This is a genomic window from Pseudoxanthomonas sp., from assembly GCF_027498035.1.
Lineage (GTDB): Bacteria > Pseudomonadota > Gammaproteobacteria > Xanthomonadales > Xanthomonadaceae > Pseudoxanthomonas_A.
On sequence record NZ_CP114978.1, the window covers coordinates 3,466,240 to 3,481,179 of the forward strand.

Annotated in this window: 15 protein-coding genes; 7 read left to right on the forward strand and 8 right to left on the reverse strand. The window is 66.7% G+C overall.

Annotated features, from left to right (window positions below; all coding sequences use genetic code 11):
• Positions 1-57 precede the first annotated feature (57 nt).
• Positions 58-1,299, forward strand: coding sequence for a threonine/serine exporter family protein (locus O8I58_RS15170; protein ID WP_298317829.1), 1,242 nt, complete (start codon positions 58-60; stop codon positions 1,297-1,299).
• A gap of 96 nt (positions 1,300-1,395) precedes the next feature.
• Here the strand turns inward: O8I58_RS15170 and O8I58_RS15175 are convergent, their stop codons facing one another.
• The 3 genes from O8I58_RS15175 to O8I58_RS15185 form a co-directional block, all read right to left on the reverse strand.
• Positions 1,396-1,782, reverse strand: a complete 387-nt coding sequence (locus O8I58_RS15175; RefSeq protein WP_345781313.1) for an H-NS histone family protein — start codon at positions 1,780-1,782, stop codon at positions 1,396-1,398.
• Between the two features lie 158 nt (positions 1,783-1,940).
• A complete protein-coding gene (locus tag O8I58_RS15180; RefSeq protein ID WP_298317832.1) occupies positions 1,941-3,635 on the reverse strand; it encodes a proline--tRNA ligase in 1,695 nt (564 codons plus the stop codon).
• A 159-nt stretch (positions 3,636-3,794) separates the two neighbouring features.
• On the reverse strand, positions 3,795-4,196 hold the full coding sequence (locus O8I58_RS15185; RefSeq protein WP_298317835.1) for a DUF4124 domain-containing protein: 402 nt from the start codon (positions 4,194-4,196) through the stop codon (positions 3,795-3,797).
• A gap of 145 nt (positions 4,197-4,341) precedes the next feature.
• Here O8I58_RS15185 and pssA point away from each other — a divergent pair, with 145 nt between their 5' ends.
• From pssA to rimI, 3 genes are read left to right on the forward strand one after another with little or no spacing between them, the layout of a single operon-like run.
• Positions 4,342-5,118 (forward strand): CDP-diacylglycerol--serine O-phosphatidyltransferase, encoded by a 777-nt coding sequence (gene pssA, locus O8I58_RS15190; RefSeq protein WP_298317838.1) that lies wholly within the window; start codon positions 4,342-4,344, stop codon positions 5,116-5,118.
• Positions 5,115-5,561, forward strand: a complete 447-nt coding sequence (locus O8I58_RS15195) for an alanine acetyltransferase (RefSeq protein WP_298317841.1) — start codon at positions 5,115-5,117, stop codon at positions 5,559-5,561. The genes pssA and O8I58_RS15195 overlap by 4 nt, the downstream gene beginning before the upstream one ends.
• Positions 5,558-6,061 carry a ribosomal protein S18-alanine N-acetyltransferase gene (gene rimI / locus O8I58_RS15200; protein WP_298317844.1) on the forward strand — a complete coding sequence of 168 codons (504 nt, stop codon included), beginning with the start codon at positions 5,558-5,560 and terminating at the stop codon, positions 6,059-6,061. Before O8I58_RS15195 ends, rimI begins: the two co-directional genes overlap by 4 nt.
• Before the next feature lie 64 nt (positions 6,062-6,125).
• Here the strand turns inward: rimI and O8I58_RS15205 are convergent, their stop codons facing one another.
• The 5 genes from O8I58_RS15205 to O8I58_RS15225 form a co-directional block, all read right to left on the reverse strand.
• A complete protein-coding gene (locus tag O8I58_RS15205) occupies positions 6,126-6,953 on the reverse strand; it encodes an EamA family transporter (protein ID WP_298317847.1) in 828 nt (275 codons plus the stop codon).
• 132 nt (positions 6,954-7,085) lie between these two features.
• Complete coding sequence (locus tag O8I58_RS15210; RefSeq protein WP_298317850.1) at positions 7,086-9,914, reverse strand: valine--tRNA ligase; 2,829 nt, start codon at positions 9,912-9,914, stop codon at positions 7,086-7,088.
• A 42-nt stretch (positions 9,915-9,956) separates the two neighbouring features.
• A complete protein-coding gene (locus tag O8I58_RS15215) occupies positions 9,957-10,154 on the reverse strand; it encodes a YqaE/Pmp3 family membrane protein (RefSeq protein ID WP_298317853.1) in 198 nt (65 codons plus the stop codon).
• Positions 10,155-10,187: 33 nt separating this feature from the next.
• Positions 10,188-10,616 (reverse strand): DNA polymerase III subunit chi, encoded by a 429-nt coding sequence (locus O8I58_RS15220; RefSeq protein WP_298317857.1) that lies wholly within the window; start codon positions 10,614-10,616, stop codon positions 10,188-10,190.
• 157 nt (positions 10,617-10,773) lie between these two features.
• Positions 10,774-12,252, reverse strand: coding sequence for a leucyl aminopeptidase (locus O8I58_RS15225; protein WP_298317860.1), 1,479 nt, complete (start codon positions 12,250-12,252; stop codon positions 10,774-10,776).
• Positions 12,253-12,395: 143 nt separating this feature from the next.
• Between O8I58_RS15225 and lptF the strand changes: the two genes are divergently transcribed.
• From lptF to O8I58_RS15240, 3 genes are read left to right on the forward strand one after another with little or no spacing between them, the layout of a single operon-like run.
• Entirely contained in the window at positions 12,396-13,478 is a 1,083-nt protein-coding gene (gene lptF / locus O8I58_RS15230) for an LPS export ABC transporter permease LptF (protein WP_298317863.1), read from the forward strand.
• Positions 13,475-14,578 carry an LPS export ABC transporter permease LptG gene (gene lptG / locus O8I58_RS15235; RefSeq protein ID WP_298317866.1) on the forward strand — a complete coding sequence of 368 codons (1,104 nt, stop codon included), beginning with the start codon at positions 13,475-13,477 and terminating at the stop codon, positions 14,576-14,578. Before lptF ends, lptG begins: the two co-directional genes overlap by 4 nt.
• 5 nt (positions 14,579-14,583) lie before the next feature.
• Positions 14,584-14,886 carry an antibiotic biosynthesis monooxygenase family protein gene (locus tag O8I58_RS15240; protein ID WP_298323042.1) on the forward strand — a complete coding sequence of 101 codons (303 nt, stop codon included), beginning with the start codon at positions 14,584-14,586 and terminating at the stop codon, positions 14,884-14,886.
• Positions 14,887-14,940: the final 54 nt, after the last annotated feature.

Below are 14,940 nucleotides of genomic sequence, written 5' to 3' on the forward strand. Positions count from 1 at the left end.
AACGGCCGTGTTCAGGAGCGGGGGCGCAAGCCCGCGCACGCGCCCTACACTAGCCCGATGCCTCGTCCGCCAGCTCCCGCCACCTACGCCCAGCGCATTGCCTTCGTCTGCGAGATCGCCGCGCGCCTGCATCGTTACGGCACCACCGCGCAGCGTCTGGAGGGCAGCATCCTGGCGCTGGCGGCGCGGCTGGGGCTGGACTGCGAGCCGTGGTCCAACCCGACCGGCATGATCCTGAGCTTCAGCGATCCCAAGCGTGCGCTGGGCGCCAGCGACACCACCCGGGTGATCCGCCTGGCGCCGGGCGAGAACGACCTGCACAAGCTCAGCGAGGCCGACCGCATCGCCGAGGCAGTCGCCGCCGGACAGATGAGCCTGGCCGAGGGCCATACCGACCTGCGCGCCTTGGACCAGCTGCCCTCGCGCAGCTTCCGCATGAAGCAGATCCTGGCGTTTGGACTGGCCTCCGGGGGCGTGGCAGGCCTGTGGCGCCTGCCGTGGCTGGATATCGCCACGGCGGCCTTGATCGGCCTGTTGATCGGCATCCTGTCGCAACTCAGCGATCGCCGGCCGCAGCTGCGCGAGGCGTCGGACGCCATCGCCTCGCTGGTCGCGGGCATGGTCGCCATCGTGGTCTCCAATGTCGTCGCGCCGCTGAACCTCAATACGGTGATCATCGCCTCGCTGGTGGTGCTGCTGCCGGGCATGACCCTGACCAATGCCTTCAACGAACTGACCAGCCAGCACTGGGTTTCGGGCACGGCGCGTTTTGCCGGCGCGGTGACCACGGTGATCAAGCTCACCGTCGGCAGCATCATCGCGGTGACGTTGGCGCAGATGCTGAACCTGTATCCGGAGGTGCGTGCACTGCGCCCGCAGCAGGACTGGGTGGAGTGGGGCGCACTGGTGATCAGCGCCTACGCCTTCGCCGTGTTGTTCAAGGCGCACCGCAGGGATTATGTGTGGGTGATGGGCGCGGCGATCTGCGGATACCTGATCTCGCGCTATGCGGGCAAGATCTGGGGCAGCCCGGTCGGATTGTTCCTGTCGGCGTTGGTGCTGACGGCGCTGGGCAATCTATTCGCACGCGTTTTCAACCGGCCCGGCGCGCTGATCCGCGTGCCCGGCATCATCATGCTGGTGCCCGGCAGCACCAGCCTGCGCGGCCTGATGAACCTGGTCCAGGGAGGCGCCGCGGGCAGTGATTCGACCCTGCTGGTGGTGCTGCAGATCCTGATGGCGCTGGTGGCAGGCCTGCTGTTCGGCAACCTGCTGGTGTCGGCGCGGAAATCGCTCTGAAATCCAGCGGGATTCCTGCTGCCGCTGCAAAAGAAAAACGCCGGCATTGCCGGCGTTTTGAAAGCGAGGGAGTTTCCTCCTTTCTACCGCTGCCGATTACTTCTTCGGCTGCTTGATCAGGAAGTCTTCCGGCTTCTTGCCCGAGGCCACGTAAGCGGCCAACCAGCGCGGCTGCTTGCCACGGCCGGTCCAGGTTTCCTTGGTGTTGGCCGGATTACGGTATTTCGGTGCGACCTTGCCCAGCTTGCGGCCGGCGGTGGTGGCGGCCTTTTTCGCGACTTTCTTGCCACGGGTCGGGGTGCTGGCGCTGGCCGAGCCGAACAGTTCCTCGATGCTGTAACCCTCGGACTTGGCGAACTTCAGGATGCGGCTGCGGACCTTGGTGATGGGCGTGCGCTTGGCGATCACCGTCTGTCGTTTCTGCGCCTGGGTGATGAGCGAGGCGAGTTCTTTGGGGGACAGGCCGGAAAGATCAATCGACATCGAGTAACTCCGATTTTGGAAGGGGAATGGGGCCGGTCCTTGGCGAAGTGCGGTCGATCCTAATCCAATCCTGTTATCGGATACAAATGCATGGGATTAACTGTCAAACAAGAAAGGCCGGCAATTGCCGGCCTTTCCATTCGAATCCTGCGCGATGTTCAGTCCGCGCGCAGGCGCTGGAACAATTCGGATTTCTCCAGATTCTCCGCTGCGTCGGCCTGGCGGGCGCGATATTCGAAGGTGCCTGCGGCCACGCCGCGCTCGGACACCACGATCCGGTGTGGAATGCCGATCAGCTCGATATCGGCAAACATCTGGCCCGGGCGCAGCCCGCGGTCGTCGAGCACCGCATCGAACCCCGCTGCCTGCAGTTCGGCCAGCAGCGCCTGTGCGGCCTCGATCACCGCCGCGTCCTGCTTCGGGTTGATCATGCACACCGCCACCTGCCACGGCGCCATCGCGTCGGGCCAGATGATGCCGTTGTCATCGTGATTCTGTTCGATGGCAGCGGCGACGATGCGCGACACGCCAATGCCATAACAGCCCATCGACATCACCGCGGCCTTGCCGTTTTCATCCAGCACGGTGGCCTTGAGGGCTTCGGCATATTTACGGCCGAGCTGGAAGATATGGCCAACCTCGATACCGCGGGCGAGTTTGATTTCACCGCCATCGGCAGCACGGTCGCCCTCGACCACATTGCGGATGTCGGCCACGTCCGGCTCGGCCAGGTCACGACCCCAGTTGACGCCGGCAATATGGAAACCGGCTTCGTTGGCACCGACGACAAAATCGGCCATCGCCGCCACGTCGCGGTCGGCGACCACGCGGATCGGCTTGCTGGCATTGAGCGGACCCAGGAAGCCCGGCACGCTGCCCAGGTATTCGAGCAGTTCGGCTTCGGTGGCCATGCGGTAATCGGCCAGGCCGGCGACCTTGGCCAGCTTGATCTCGTTGACCTCGTGGTCGCCGCGCACCAGCGCCAGGACGAAACCGGCCGGTGTCATGACGGCGACCGACTTGACCGTGCGCTGCAGGGCGATGCCCATCAGTTCGGCCACTGCCTCGCAGGTCTTCTGGGTGGGCGTGTCGATCCTGCGCATGGTTTCGGCCGGTGCCGGGCGCGGCGCGGGATCGGCCGCCATGGCCGCTTCCACATTGGCCGCGTAATCCGAACCGGTGGAGAAGGCCAGCGCGTCCTCGCCCGACTTGGCCAGGACGTGGAATTCCTGCGAGGCATCGCCGCCGATGGCGCCGGTATCGGCCAGCACCGCGCGGAATTCCAGGCCCAGGCGGGTGAAGATGCGCGTGTAGGCCGCATGCATGTTGCGGTATTCGCGGGCCAGGTCGTCGTGGGTCAGGTGGAAGGAATAGGCGTCCTTCATCAGGAACTCGCGTGATCGCATCACGCCGAAGCGCGGACGGATCTCGTCGCGGAACTTGGTCTGGATCTGGTAGAAATTCACCGGCAGCTGCTTGTAGCTGGCCAGCTCGTTGCGGGCGAAATCGGTGACCACTTCCTCGGCGGTGGGCGCGTAGCAGAACTCCTGCTCCTTGCGGTCCTTCACCTTGAGCAGCTGCGGGCCGAACTTCTCCCAACGGCCGGTTTCTTCCCACAGCTCGCGCGGCTGGATGGTGGGCATGAGCATTTCGACGGCGCCGGCGCGGTTCATTTCCTCGCGCACGATCGCTTCGACCTTGCGCAGCACGCGCAGGCCCAGCGGCGACCAGGTGTACAGGCCCGAGGCCAGCTTGCGGATCATGCCGGCGCGCAGCATCAGCTGGTGGCTGACCAGCTCGGCGTCGGAGGGGGTTTCCTTGGTGGTACGGAGGTGGAACTGCGACAGGCGCATCGTGGGCATCGCTTGCGGAAAGCGGGCATTTTGCCAGTTGCCGCGGCTCGGCGTTGGATCGGACGGTTTGCCCGGCCGGCTCAGTGGGCCGGTTTCATTGCGTCAGCGGTATCGCGTTGGGCCCGGAGGCGTTCGAACAACGACCGGTGCCGGGGCGTATCAGCTGCGCGGCGTGGTGGCTGCCGGCGTGCAGTAGGCCTTGACCGCGGCTTCGGCCAGATCGCGCTGGCTGGTGCGCTCGCTGTCGCTCAGGACTGCGCCGGGCTTGCCGTCGGCGCCCATCTGCCGCACCGGGGCGGCATTGGCCAGGATCTTCTGGTTGAGTTTGGCGCTGGAGCACTGCGCGTTCTCGGTCGGGGCGGCCTGGGCCGCGGCCGGGGCGCTGCCGCGGGCCAGGGCGTCGGTGGCATTGATCTGCTTGCCTTCCAGGCTGGACTTGGGTGGTGGCACGTCGGAGTAGTGGGTCACGCCCTGGGCGTCCTTCCACTGATACAGGCTCTGGGCGGATGCCAGCGGCGAGGCCAGCAGGGCGGCGAGGATCAGGCAGGTGGATAGACGCATGGACAGGCTCCGCTTGGGGTGACGCATCGGCGCCGATTGCAGCATCCCTGGGGCACCGGAGGCAAGCCGCGATCCGTGCCGGGCCGGTAACACGCCGCTGGGGCTCGCCAAGGCTGCGGCAGGGCGAAACGGCTAAACTGGGCCGATGAATGAGCTTCCCCAGCCCAAGCGGGCCCGCGGCATGTACTTGCTGCCCAACCTGTTCACCACCGCCGGGCTGTTTTCCGGCTTCTACGCGATCATCGCTGCCTCCAATGGCGAATTCGTGTCGGCGGCCATCGCCGTATTCGTTGCCGGCTTGATGGATGGCGTGGACGGGCGCGTGGCGCGCCTGACCGGCACCAGCAGCGAATTCGGCGTGCAGTATGACTCGCTGGCCGACTTGGTCAGCTTCGGCATGGCGCCAGCGCTGGTGATGTACCACTGGTCGCTGTCGTACCTGAAGCTGGATGGCGAGACCATCGGCCGGGTCGGCTGGGCGGTGGCCTTCCTGTATGCGGCCTGCGCGGCGTTGCGCCTGGCCCGTTTCAATACCCAGGTGGGCGTGGTCGACAAGCGCTGGTTCATTGGCCTGGCCAGTCCAGCCGCGGCGGGACTGATGATGTCCTTTGTCTGGGCCTTCGCCGACGGCAAGCTGGACTGGACCGGCGAGCAGCTGCGCTATGTCGCGCTGGGCGTCACCATCGTCGCGGCGTTGCTGATGGTCAGCCGCATCCGCTTCTGGAGCTTCAAGGGCACCGGCAAGGGCGGGGCCAAGGCCGATCGCGTGCCGTTCCTGCTGGTGGTGCTGGTGCCGGTGGTGATCGCGATCCTGGTGATCGACCGCCCGCGGACGCTGCTGGTGGTGGGCGTGCTGTATGCGCTGTCCGGTCCGGTCATGTGGGTCTTGAATCGCCGGGGGCGCAAGGACGCCATCGCATGAGCCTGGACGGCGGCCCGCTGTGGACTGGTGAACAGCACGGCTGGCTGCAGGCGCTGGGTCATACGCTGTGGGTGCCGGGCAGCCTGCCGGTTGCCGAGGCGGCTGCGCCGCCATCACGCGCGCCGGAAGCACGTCAGTCCCGTCCCGCCGCACCACCGCGTGAAGCCGCACCGCCGGTCACGCGTCGTCCGGCCCAGCCGGCGCCGGTTGAGCCGCCGCTGGATGCTCCCCGTCGCACGGCAGCACCAGTGCGACGGGCCGGTGCGCGCCTGCATGACACCCTGCATTTCGAACTGATCCGCGCCTCGGGCCTGAATCCGAATGCGCCGGAAGCCGCCGCGATCATCGCCAGCTGGCCGGCCGCGGCCGAGCTGCGCGGCAATCCAGCCGCCAAGCGCGCGCTGTGGCCCACCCTGCGCGCACTACGCAAGGCGGCGCGGTGAGCGCGCTGCGCTCCGATGCCGGATCTGCCGTCTCGTTGCGGCCGATGCGCGAGTCCGACCTGGACGAGGTCATGGCAATCGAGCTGCGTGCCTATCCGTTCCCGTGGACGCGCGGGATCTTCCGCGATTGCCTGGTCGCCGGCTATCCAGCACTGCTGCTGGTCGAACACGGCCTGCCGATCGGCTATGGCGTGGTCAGCGTGGCGGTGGACGAAGCCCACATCCTCAACGTCTGCGTGGCGCCGGAACGACAGGGCCGCGGCCTGGGTCGTTACCTGATGCGCGCGTTGGTGCAGCAGGCGCGTGAGCGCAGGGCCGAGCGCGTCTTCCTGGAAGTACGCCCGTCCAATCCACACGCCATCACGCTGTACCACAGCGAAGGCTTCAACGAGATCGGCCGGCGTCCGCGCTATTACCCGTCGCATGACGGCCGCGAGGACGCGATCGTCATGGCAATCGAGCTGATCGACGGTGAGATCGACCGGATGCCGCCGCTGTAGGGCGACCTGAGTGCAAAAATGGGGTCAAACTTCACTCTGACCCCGCTTTTGCTCACGACAAGCCTCAAGCCAGTCGCAGCACCACCACGCCCAGCGCGATGATGCTGGCGGCGATCAGTCGCCGCCGCGGTGGTCGCTCCTTCAAGACGAGGGCCGAGATCGCCAGGCCGTACAGGATCGCGCTTTCGCGCAGGGCCGCGACCAGTGCCACCGTTGCCTGGGTCATTGCCCACAGCGCCAGACTGTAGGACAACAGCGTGCCGATGCCGCCGGCCAGGCCGCGTTGCGCATGCTGCCGAAGCTGCGCCACGAAGCGCGCGCGCTGGGCCAGCACCGCCCAGGCAAGCAAGGGCAGGGCGGTCAGCAGGAACAGCCACAGCGTGTAGGACAGCGCATTGCCGGCGCGGCGCGCGCCTGCCGCATCCAGCAGCGTGTAGCTGGCGATGACCACTGCATTGAACAGCGGCAGCGCGACGTGATGCAGGCGTCCGCTGCCCAGCGTCATCGCCAGCACGCCCAGGCAGACCACGCCGATTCCGGCCCAGGCAATCCAGCCCAGGTGTTCGCCCAGGAACAGCACGCCGGCCACGGCCACCAGCAGCGGTGCGGCGCCGCGCATCAGCGGGTAGGCCTGGCTCATGTCGGAGACGTGGTAACAGCGTGCCACCAGGGCGAAATACAGCGCCTGCAGCAGTGGCGAGATCAGCAGGAACGGCCAGGCTGCTGGCGCAGGTGCGGGCAGGAACGGAAGTGCAATCGCAGAAATCAGTGCCGCGAAGCCACTGACCAGCACCGTGGTCATCAGCTTGTCGGGTGCGCCTTTGACGATGGCGTTCCAGCTCGCGTGCATCAACGCGGCGAACAGGACCAGGCAGAAAATGCTGAGCGTCATGGCATGCAAAAACCGGGTCTAAGAACCGGAATAACCGGGGTCAGAAACCGGGGTCAGCGTAAGGTTTTGTGCTGCCTGCCATCGCTGCTACCAATGTGCGGCGAAACCTTACTCTGACCCCGGTTTCTCGACTTACAGCTTGGCGCGCTGCTCCTGCAGGGCGCTCAGCTGGCTGGTCCAGTCGACCAGGCGCGCACGCTCCTGATCGACCACGGCCGCTGGCACCTTGTCGCTGAACTTGGCCAGCTTGGCCTCGCTCTTCTCGCGCTCGCTGGCGACCTTGGTGATTTCCTTGTCCAGGCGGGTGCGCTCGGCATCCAGGTCGACCAGGCCTTCCAGCGGTACCAGCAGGCGCAGCTCGCCGACCACGGCCGCGGCCGAGGCGGGCGCCTCGTTGCCATCGAGCCAGGTGATGGATTCAAGCTTCAGCAGCGACTGCAGCTGCGAAGTGAAGCGCGCCACGCGCGGCTTGTCGTTGTCGCCACCGCCCTGCAGCAGCAACGCGACCGGCTTGCCCGGCGACACGCCCAGCTCGCTGCGCACGCGGCGCAGCGCGCTGACCATCGCCTTGAGCCACTCGACGTCGGCTTCGGACTGCGCGTAGGCGCCGGCATCCAGCGCCTCGGCGGTCGGATAGGCCTGCAGCGAAATGCTTTGTGCGTTCACGCCCACGCGCGGGGCAACCTGCAGCCACAGTTCCTCGGTGACGAACGGGGTCAGCGGATGCAGCAGGCGCAGCAGCTGTTCCAGCACGTAGAGCAGGGTGTGGCGGGTGCTGTCGGCGGCAGCGGCATCGCTGCCATTGAGCGCCGGCTTGGCCAGTTCGACGAACCAGTCGCAGAACTGGTTCCAGGCGAACTCGTACAGCGCCTGCGCGAGCAGGTCGAAGCGGTAGGCGGCGAAATGGGTGGCGGCCTCTTCACCGACGCGCGCCAGCCCGGCCAGGATCCACTTCTCCGCATCGGTCACCGGCGTGGGCGCACCGCTGAAGCGTACGCCGTCGGTGTTCATCAGCACGAAGCGGGTGGCGTTCCACAGCTTGTTGCAGAAATTCTTGTAGCCCTCGGCGCGACTCAGGTCGAACTTGATGTCGCGGCCGTGCGTGGCCAGCGCGGCGATGGTGAAGCGCAGCGCGTCGGCGCCGTGCGCGGCGATGCCGTCCGGGAATTCCTTGCGCGTGGCGCGCTCGATCTTCTCGGCCATCTTGGGCTGCATCAGGCCGCCGGTGCGCTTGGTGACCAGGTCGTCCAGGCCGATGCCGTCGACGATGTCCAGCGGGTCCAGCACGTTGCCCTTGGACTTGGACATCTTCTGGCCCTGCGCATCGCGGATCAGGCCGGTCATGTAGACATCGCGAAACGGGATCTGCCCGGTGAAGCTGTCGGTGGCCATGACCATGCGCGCCACCCAGAAGAAGATGATGTCGAAGCCGGTGACCAGCACATCGGACGGCAGGTAGCGGTCGAAGCCGCGCTCGGCCATGGCGGCTTCATTCGGCCAGCCCAGGGTGGAGAACGGCCACAGCTGCGAGGAGAACCAGGTTTCCAGCACGTCGCTGTCCTGGGTCAGCACCACATCGTCGGCGATGCCGTGCTGGGCGCGTACGGTGGCCTCGTCGCGGCCGACGTAGCACTTGCCGGCTTCGTCGTACCAGGCCGGAATGCGATGGCCCCACCACAGCTGGCGGCTGATGCACCAGTCCTGGATGTTCTCCATCCAGTGGCGATAGGTGTTGATCCAGTTCGGCGGGACGAACTGGATATCGCCGCTTTCGAAGCGTTCCAGGCCGCGCTTGGCCAGGCCATCCATCTTCACGAACCACTGGTCGGTCAGGTACGGCTCGATCACCTGGCCGGTGCGGTCGCCGCGCGGCACCTGCAGCTTGTGCGGTTTGGTTTCGACCAGAAGCTCCAGCGCTTCCAGATCCGCGAGCACTTCTTTCCGCGCCACATAGCGGTCCAGCCCCTGGTACTTGATCGGGGCGTTCTCGTTGATGGTCGCGGTCGGCGTGAACAGGTTGATCATCGGCAGGTCGTGACGCACGCCCACCTGGTAGTCGTTGAAGTCGTGCGCCGGGGTCACCTTGACCACGCCGGTGCCGAACGCACGATCCACGTAGTCGTCGCCGATCACGGGGATCGTGCGCTCGCTCAGCGGCAGTGCCACTGACTTGCCGATCAGCGATGCATAGCGCGGATCTTCCGGATGGACCATCGCGGCGGTATCGCCGAGCATGGTTTCCGGGCGCGTGGTGGCGACCACCAGGTAGTCGCGGACTTCGCGCAGGATCTCGTTACCGTCGGCATCGTGTTCGACGTGTTCGTAGGTCGCGCCATCGGCCAGCGGATAGCGGATCGACCACAGGAAGCCGTCTTCCTCGACGTTTTCCACTTCCAGGTCGGAGATCGCGGTCTTCAGCACCGGATCCCAGTTGACCAGGCGCTGGCCGCGGTAGATCAGGCCCTGCTCGAACCAGCGCAGGAAGGCTTCATTGACCGCTTCGGACGGCTGCGGGTCCATGGTGAAGGTGCTGCGCGACCAGTCGCCCGAGGCGCCCAGGCGGCGCATCTGGCGCTCGATGGTGTCGCCGGACTGCGCCTTCCATTCCCACACCTTGTTGATGAAGCCGTCGCGGCCCAGCGAATCACGGGTTTCGCCCTTGCCCTCGAGCGCCATGTTGCGGGTCACCACCATCTCGGTGGCGATGCCGGCGTGGTCGGTGCCCATCTGCCACAGCGTGTCGTAGCCGCGCATGCGGTGGTAGCGCACCAGCGCATCCATCAGCGTGTGCTGGAACGCATGGCCCATGTGCAGCGTGCCGGTCACGTTCGGCGGCGGCAGCAGGATGGTGTAAGGGGTGCCGGTACCGGTGGGCTTGAACGCGCCGCTGTCCTCCCACTGCGCGTACAGGCGCGCTTCGAAGGATTTCGGGTCGTAGCTGGAGGCGAGCGGTTCGGTCATGGGGTCAGCAATAGTCGGAGTGATGCCGTGTGCGCGTGGGTGTCAGCGCGACAGCTGGCGTTGGAGATGCTTGATCTTCTGGTCGGTCTTGTACTGACTCAGTGCATAGACCGCCCAGATGGTGGCGGGTAGCCAGCCCAGCAAGGTGATCTGCAGCAGCAGGCAGATGACGCCGGAGACGGGCCGACCGATGGTGAAGAAGGTCAGCCAGGGAAGCAGCAGGGCGATCAGCAGGCGCATGGGAGTCCTTTCGTGGGGTGCGGGTTGCGTGGGTTACATGTCGTGCTTGTTGAGCGCGAAACCGCGCGCCTGGTACTGGCGCCAGCGCTCGCGCAGCGGTTCGCGTGCGGAAGGATCGGCCGGGACCACTTCCAGCACCCGCTCGCAGGTGCCGGCATACGCCTCATTGCGCAGGTTGATCACCAGCGGCCGCTGTGGGGTTTCCACGTCGGGGGTGAGGATCAGCACGGGCGTGACTTCGTCCTCGTCCTCGTCGATGCCGGCGATCTGGTGCGGGATGTAGGCATCGTCTTCGAACGCCCACAGCAGCTCGTCCAGTTCTTCGGCCTGCTCCAGGTCGCGGGCCAGGATCACGGCGAACTGGCCGGTGCCGTAGCACTTCTTGGTCAGCTCGCAGACCAGCTTCAGCGGCGCTTCCAGGAAGCGCGGCTTGGCGATCAGGTAGAAGTCGGCACGGGACATCAAGGCGAAATCGGGGTCAGAGTGCAGTTTTGCGAGCACGGGACAATGGAAACAGGGGTCAGAGTGCAGTTTCGCGAACGTGGGGCAGATAGGCGCCGAACTGCATCGGCGCGAAACTGCACTCTGACCCCTGTTTCGGTTTCGACCCCGGTTTCCATCAGGCTGCGCGGTCCAGCAGCCACTGCGCCAGCAGGTTCACCGGGCGGCCGGTGGCCAGGCCGCGCTTGCCTTCGTCGTTGGCCACGCCAGCGATGTCCAGATGCGCCCAGCGCTGGCCTTCGGTGAAACGCGCCAGGAAGCAGCCGGCCGTGATCGCGCCGCCCCAGCGGCCGCCGATGTTGTAGACGTCGGCGAAGGTGGATTCCAGCGAGGCCTGGTATTCGTCCCACAGCGGCAGGCGCCAGGCGCGGTCGTAGACGTGCTCGCCGGCCGAGAGCAATTCGTCGCTCAGGTCGTCGTGCTTGCTCATCAGGCCGGCGGCGTGGCGGCCCAGGGCGACCATGCAGGCGCCGGTGAGCGTGGCCACGTCGACCAGGGCGGCCGGCTTGAAGCGCTCGGCGTAGGTCAGTGCGTCGCACAGGATCAGGCGGCCTTCGGCATCGGTGTTGCCGACTTCGATGGTGCGGCCGGACATGCTGGTGATGACATCGGACGGGCGATAGGCGTTGCCGTCGATGGCGTTTTCCACCGCCGGCACCACCACCACCAGGTTCAGCGGCAATTTGAGGCCCACGGCTGCGACGAAGGTGCCCAGCACCGTGGCGCCGCCGCACATGTCGTACTTCATTTCCTCGATGCCGCCCTGGGTCTTCAGGTTGACGCCGCCGGTATCGAAGGTGATGCCCTTGCCGACCAGGACATACGGTTGGGCGGACGCATCGGCTGCGCCGTTCCACTTCAGCACGATCAGGCGTGGGCGGTTGGCCGAGCCACGGGCCACCGCCAGCAGCGAGCCCATGCCGAGCGCTTCCATCTGTGCGTCTTCCAGGATCTCGGCTTCGGCGCCGTCGTGTGCGGCGGCGAATTCCTGCGCCTGCTCGGCCAGGTAGGCCGGGGTGCAGATGTTCGGCGGCAGGTTGCCCAGCTCGCGGGTGAACTTGACCCCGGCGGCGATGGCGATGCCCTGGGCCAGGGCGTCTTCATCGGTGCCGCTGAAGGCGACCTTGGCCATCGCCCGGGCTTCCAGCTTGCGCTTGCCCAGGGTGGCGCTGTAACGATAGGTGGCGTGGCCGGTGGCAGCCACGGCCTGGCGGATCGCCCAGGCGGTGTCGCGGCCGGGCACGTCCAGCTCGGTCAGGGTGACCAGCGCGCTGGTCGCGGCGCTGTCTTTCAGGGCGCGGGCAGTTTCGGTCAATGCCTTCAGGTAGGTCGGCACGCCGAACTTGGCCACATCGCCCAGCCCGACCACCAGCACGCGCGGGGCGGTGACGCCCGGCAGGTCGTACAACGCGGTGGTGCTACCGCTGCGGCCGGGGGCGTCGCCGCGCTGGACCAGCGCGCCCAGGCGGCCGCCGCTGGCCTGGTCCACGGCCTGGGCCGCGGCGCTGAGGGATTTGTCCGCATACACGCCCACCACCAGGCAATCGACCGCGGCGGCGGTGGGGGTGTCGTGGTTCAGGGTGAATTCCAGGGCCATTGCGCAGATTCCGTGTGGGTCGGTTTCACCAGCAGTACGTACAATCACCGGCTGCCGGGATGCTGGTTGTCCCGGCCAAGCCTCGGTCCGCGCTGTTCGCGCACCGGCACTCGAACCTGTAATTGTAAGGCAACCCCCACCCGATGCCGAAGCTGGACCGCTACCTGTTCACCGAATTCACCCAGAGTTTCCTGGCCGCATTGATGGTGCTGCTGGTGGTCAGCCTGGGGGGCGTGCTGGTGGACGTGCTGGGCGAAGTGGCCGACGGCAAGTTGCCGGCGGGCCTGCTGCTGTCGCAGCTGGGCCTGAGCACGATCGCCTTCCTGCCGTTGATCCTGTCGCTGTCGCTGATGCTGGGGCTGATGCTGGCCATCGCCCGGCTGTACCGCGATTCGGAAATGCCGGTGCTGACCTCGATCGGCGTGGGTCCCCGGCGCATGTTGCGTCCGCTGCTGATGCTGGTGATCCCGATCGTGGTGGCGGTGGGCGTGATTTCGCTGTGGGCCGGGCCGCTGGCCACGCGCACCAGCCAGGCCATGATCGACCAGGCCAACCGCTCGCTGATCGTGGCCGGGCTGGAACCGGGCCGGTTCACCATGCTCAGCAACGGCGGGGTGGTCTACGTGGGCGGGATGTCGCCCGATGGCCGGCATCTGTCCAAGATCTTCACCCAGCGCCAGCAGGGCGATCGGCTGGACGTGGTGACCGCCAAGACCGGCCAGATGTATTTCCAGGGCGAGATTTCGCGGTTCCTGCAGTTGCAGGATGGGTATCGGGTGGAAGGCCCAGCCAGCGAGGGCAAGGACTACCGCTTGCTGCGCTACGCCAGCAATGAAATCGCGCTGCCGGACCGCACTGACAAAAAGGCTGACAACGATCCGGAGCTGTTGCCGACCACGCAGTTGCTGGGCGACAAGCGCATCGAGGCCAACGCCCAGCTGCATTCGCGCATCACGCCGCCGCTGCTGTGCCTGGCGTTTGCCCTGCTGACATTGCCGCTGGCGCGCAGCGCGCCGCGCCAGTCGCGCTACGGCCGGGTGATGCTGGGTTTCCTGGGCTACCTGGTCGCCTTCCTGATGATGATCAACGGCACCCAGTGGCTCACCAACGGCAAGCTGCCGCCCGGGCTGGGCCTGTGGTGGCTGAGCCTGCCGCTGCTGGTGATGGGCGTGTGGGCCTACGCCCGCGACGGGCGTCTGCCGCGCCGCAAGGGAGCGCGCGCATGATTCGCTTCGCGCCGCGCATCCACGATGTCTACGTGGGCAAGGTCGTGCTGGGCACCGTGCTGCTGGTCTGGGCAGTATTGCTGGGCCTGGATGTCACCAATGGCCTGTCCGGCCAGGTCCGCGAGATCGGCCGCGGCAACTTCACCTTCGTCCACGCGGTGGGGTTCGTGGCCTACACGATCCCGCGCCGGGCCTATACGTTGTTCCCCACCGCGGCGGTCATCGGCGCGCTGATGGGGCTGGGCCAGCTGGCGGCCAGTTCGGAATTGACCGCGCTGCGCGCACTGGGCCTGTCACGGCGCCGGTTGAGCCTGTCGGTCGCGGTGACCCTGGCACTGCTGACCGGCGGCATGGTCGTGGTCATGGAAACCGCAGGCGCCTGGGGCCAGACCCAGGCCGACAACCTGAAGGCCAACGCCAAGTACGGCGACGTAGCCCGCGGCCTCTACGCCAGCCTGTGGGCGCGCGAGGGCGATGTATTCCTCAATGCCGCCAATGGCGAGCAGGTGACGGACGGCGACCAGCAGCAGCTGGTGCTGCAGGATGTGCGCCTGTACCAGCTTGACGCTGAGGGCCGGCTGGCTTCGATCACCCATGCCGCCACGGCCACCCACGCCACCGACAGCTGGATCCTGAAGAAGGTGCTGCGCACCACCTTCGGCGATCGCTCGGTGCAGCAGGAGACGGTGGCCCAGGAAACCTGGCCGTCCAAGCTGGACCCGGCCGCGCTGGCGGCCACGCTGGGCCAGCCGCGCTACATGTCCGCGGCCGACCTGAGCCGCAGCATCGAATACCGCAGGCGCAATGCGCTGGATGCGCGCGATTACGAAGAGGTCTACTGGGGTCGCTGGTTCTATCCGCTGAACGTGCTGGCGCTGTGCCTGGCGGCGATCCCGTTCGCCTTCGGCAGCCTGCGCAGCGGTGGCCTGGGCAAGCGTTTGTTCATGGGCATCATGTTCGCACTGGCGTTCTGGCTGCTGCAGCTGCTGTTCGGCCGCATGGGCACGGCCCTGCACCTGGACTATCGCCTGGCGTATACGGCCACGCCGGTGCTGATGCTGGTGATTTCGTGGTGGCTGTTCAAACGACGGAGCAGTTGACCGCGATGGTGCTCGAAACGGCCCCGCTGCACGTGCTGCCCGGTCGCCTGGAGGCGTTCGAGGCTGCCTTCCTGGAGGCGCAGGCCATCATTGCGTCGATGCCGGGCTACCTGTCGCATGAGCTGAGTCGCTGCATCGAGCGGCCAGGCGAATATCTGCTGCTGGTCCGCTGGCAGACCCTGGAAGATCACGAGATTGGCTTTCGCCAGTCTGCCGGGTATCAGGAGTGGAAGCGGCTGCTCCACCACTTCTACGACCCGTTCCCGACGGTTTCGCATTACGCGCCCGTCGCGGGCCTGGCCGGCTGAGCGTCCATCCGGGAGCGGATCCGCAGCGCGCCCCTGTCACGGGGTTGAACCTGG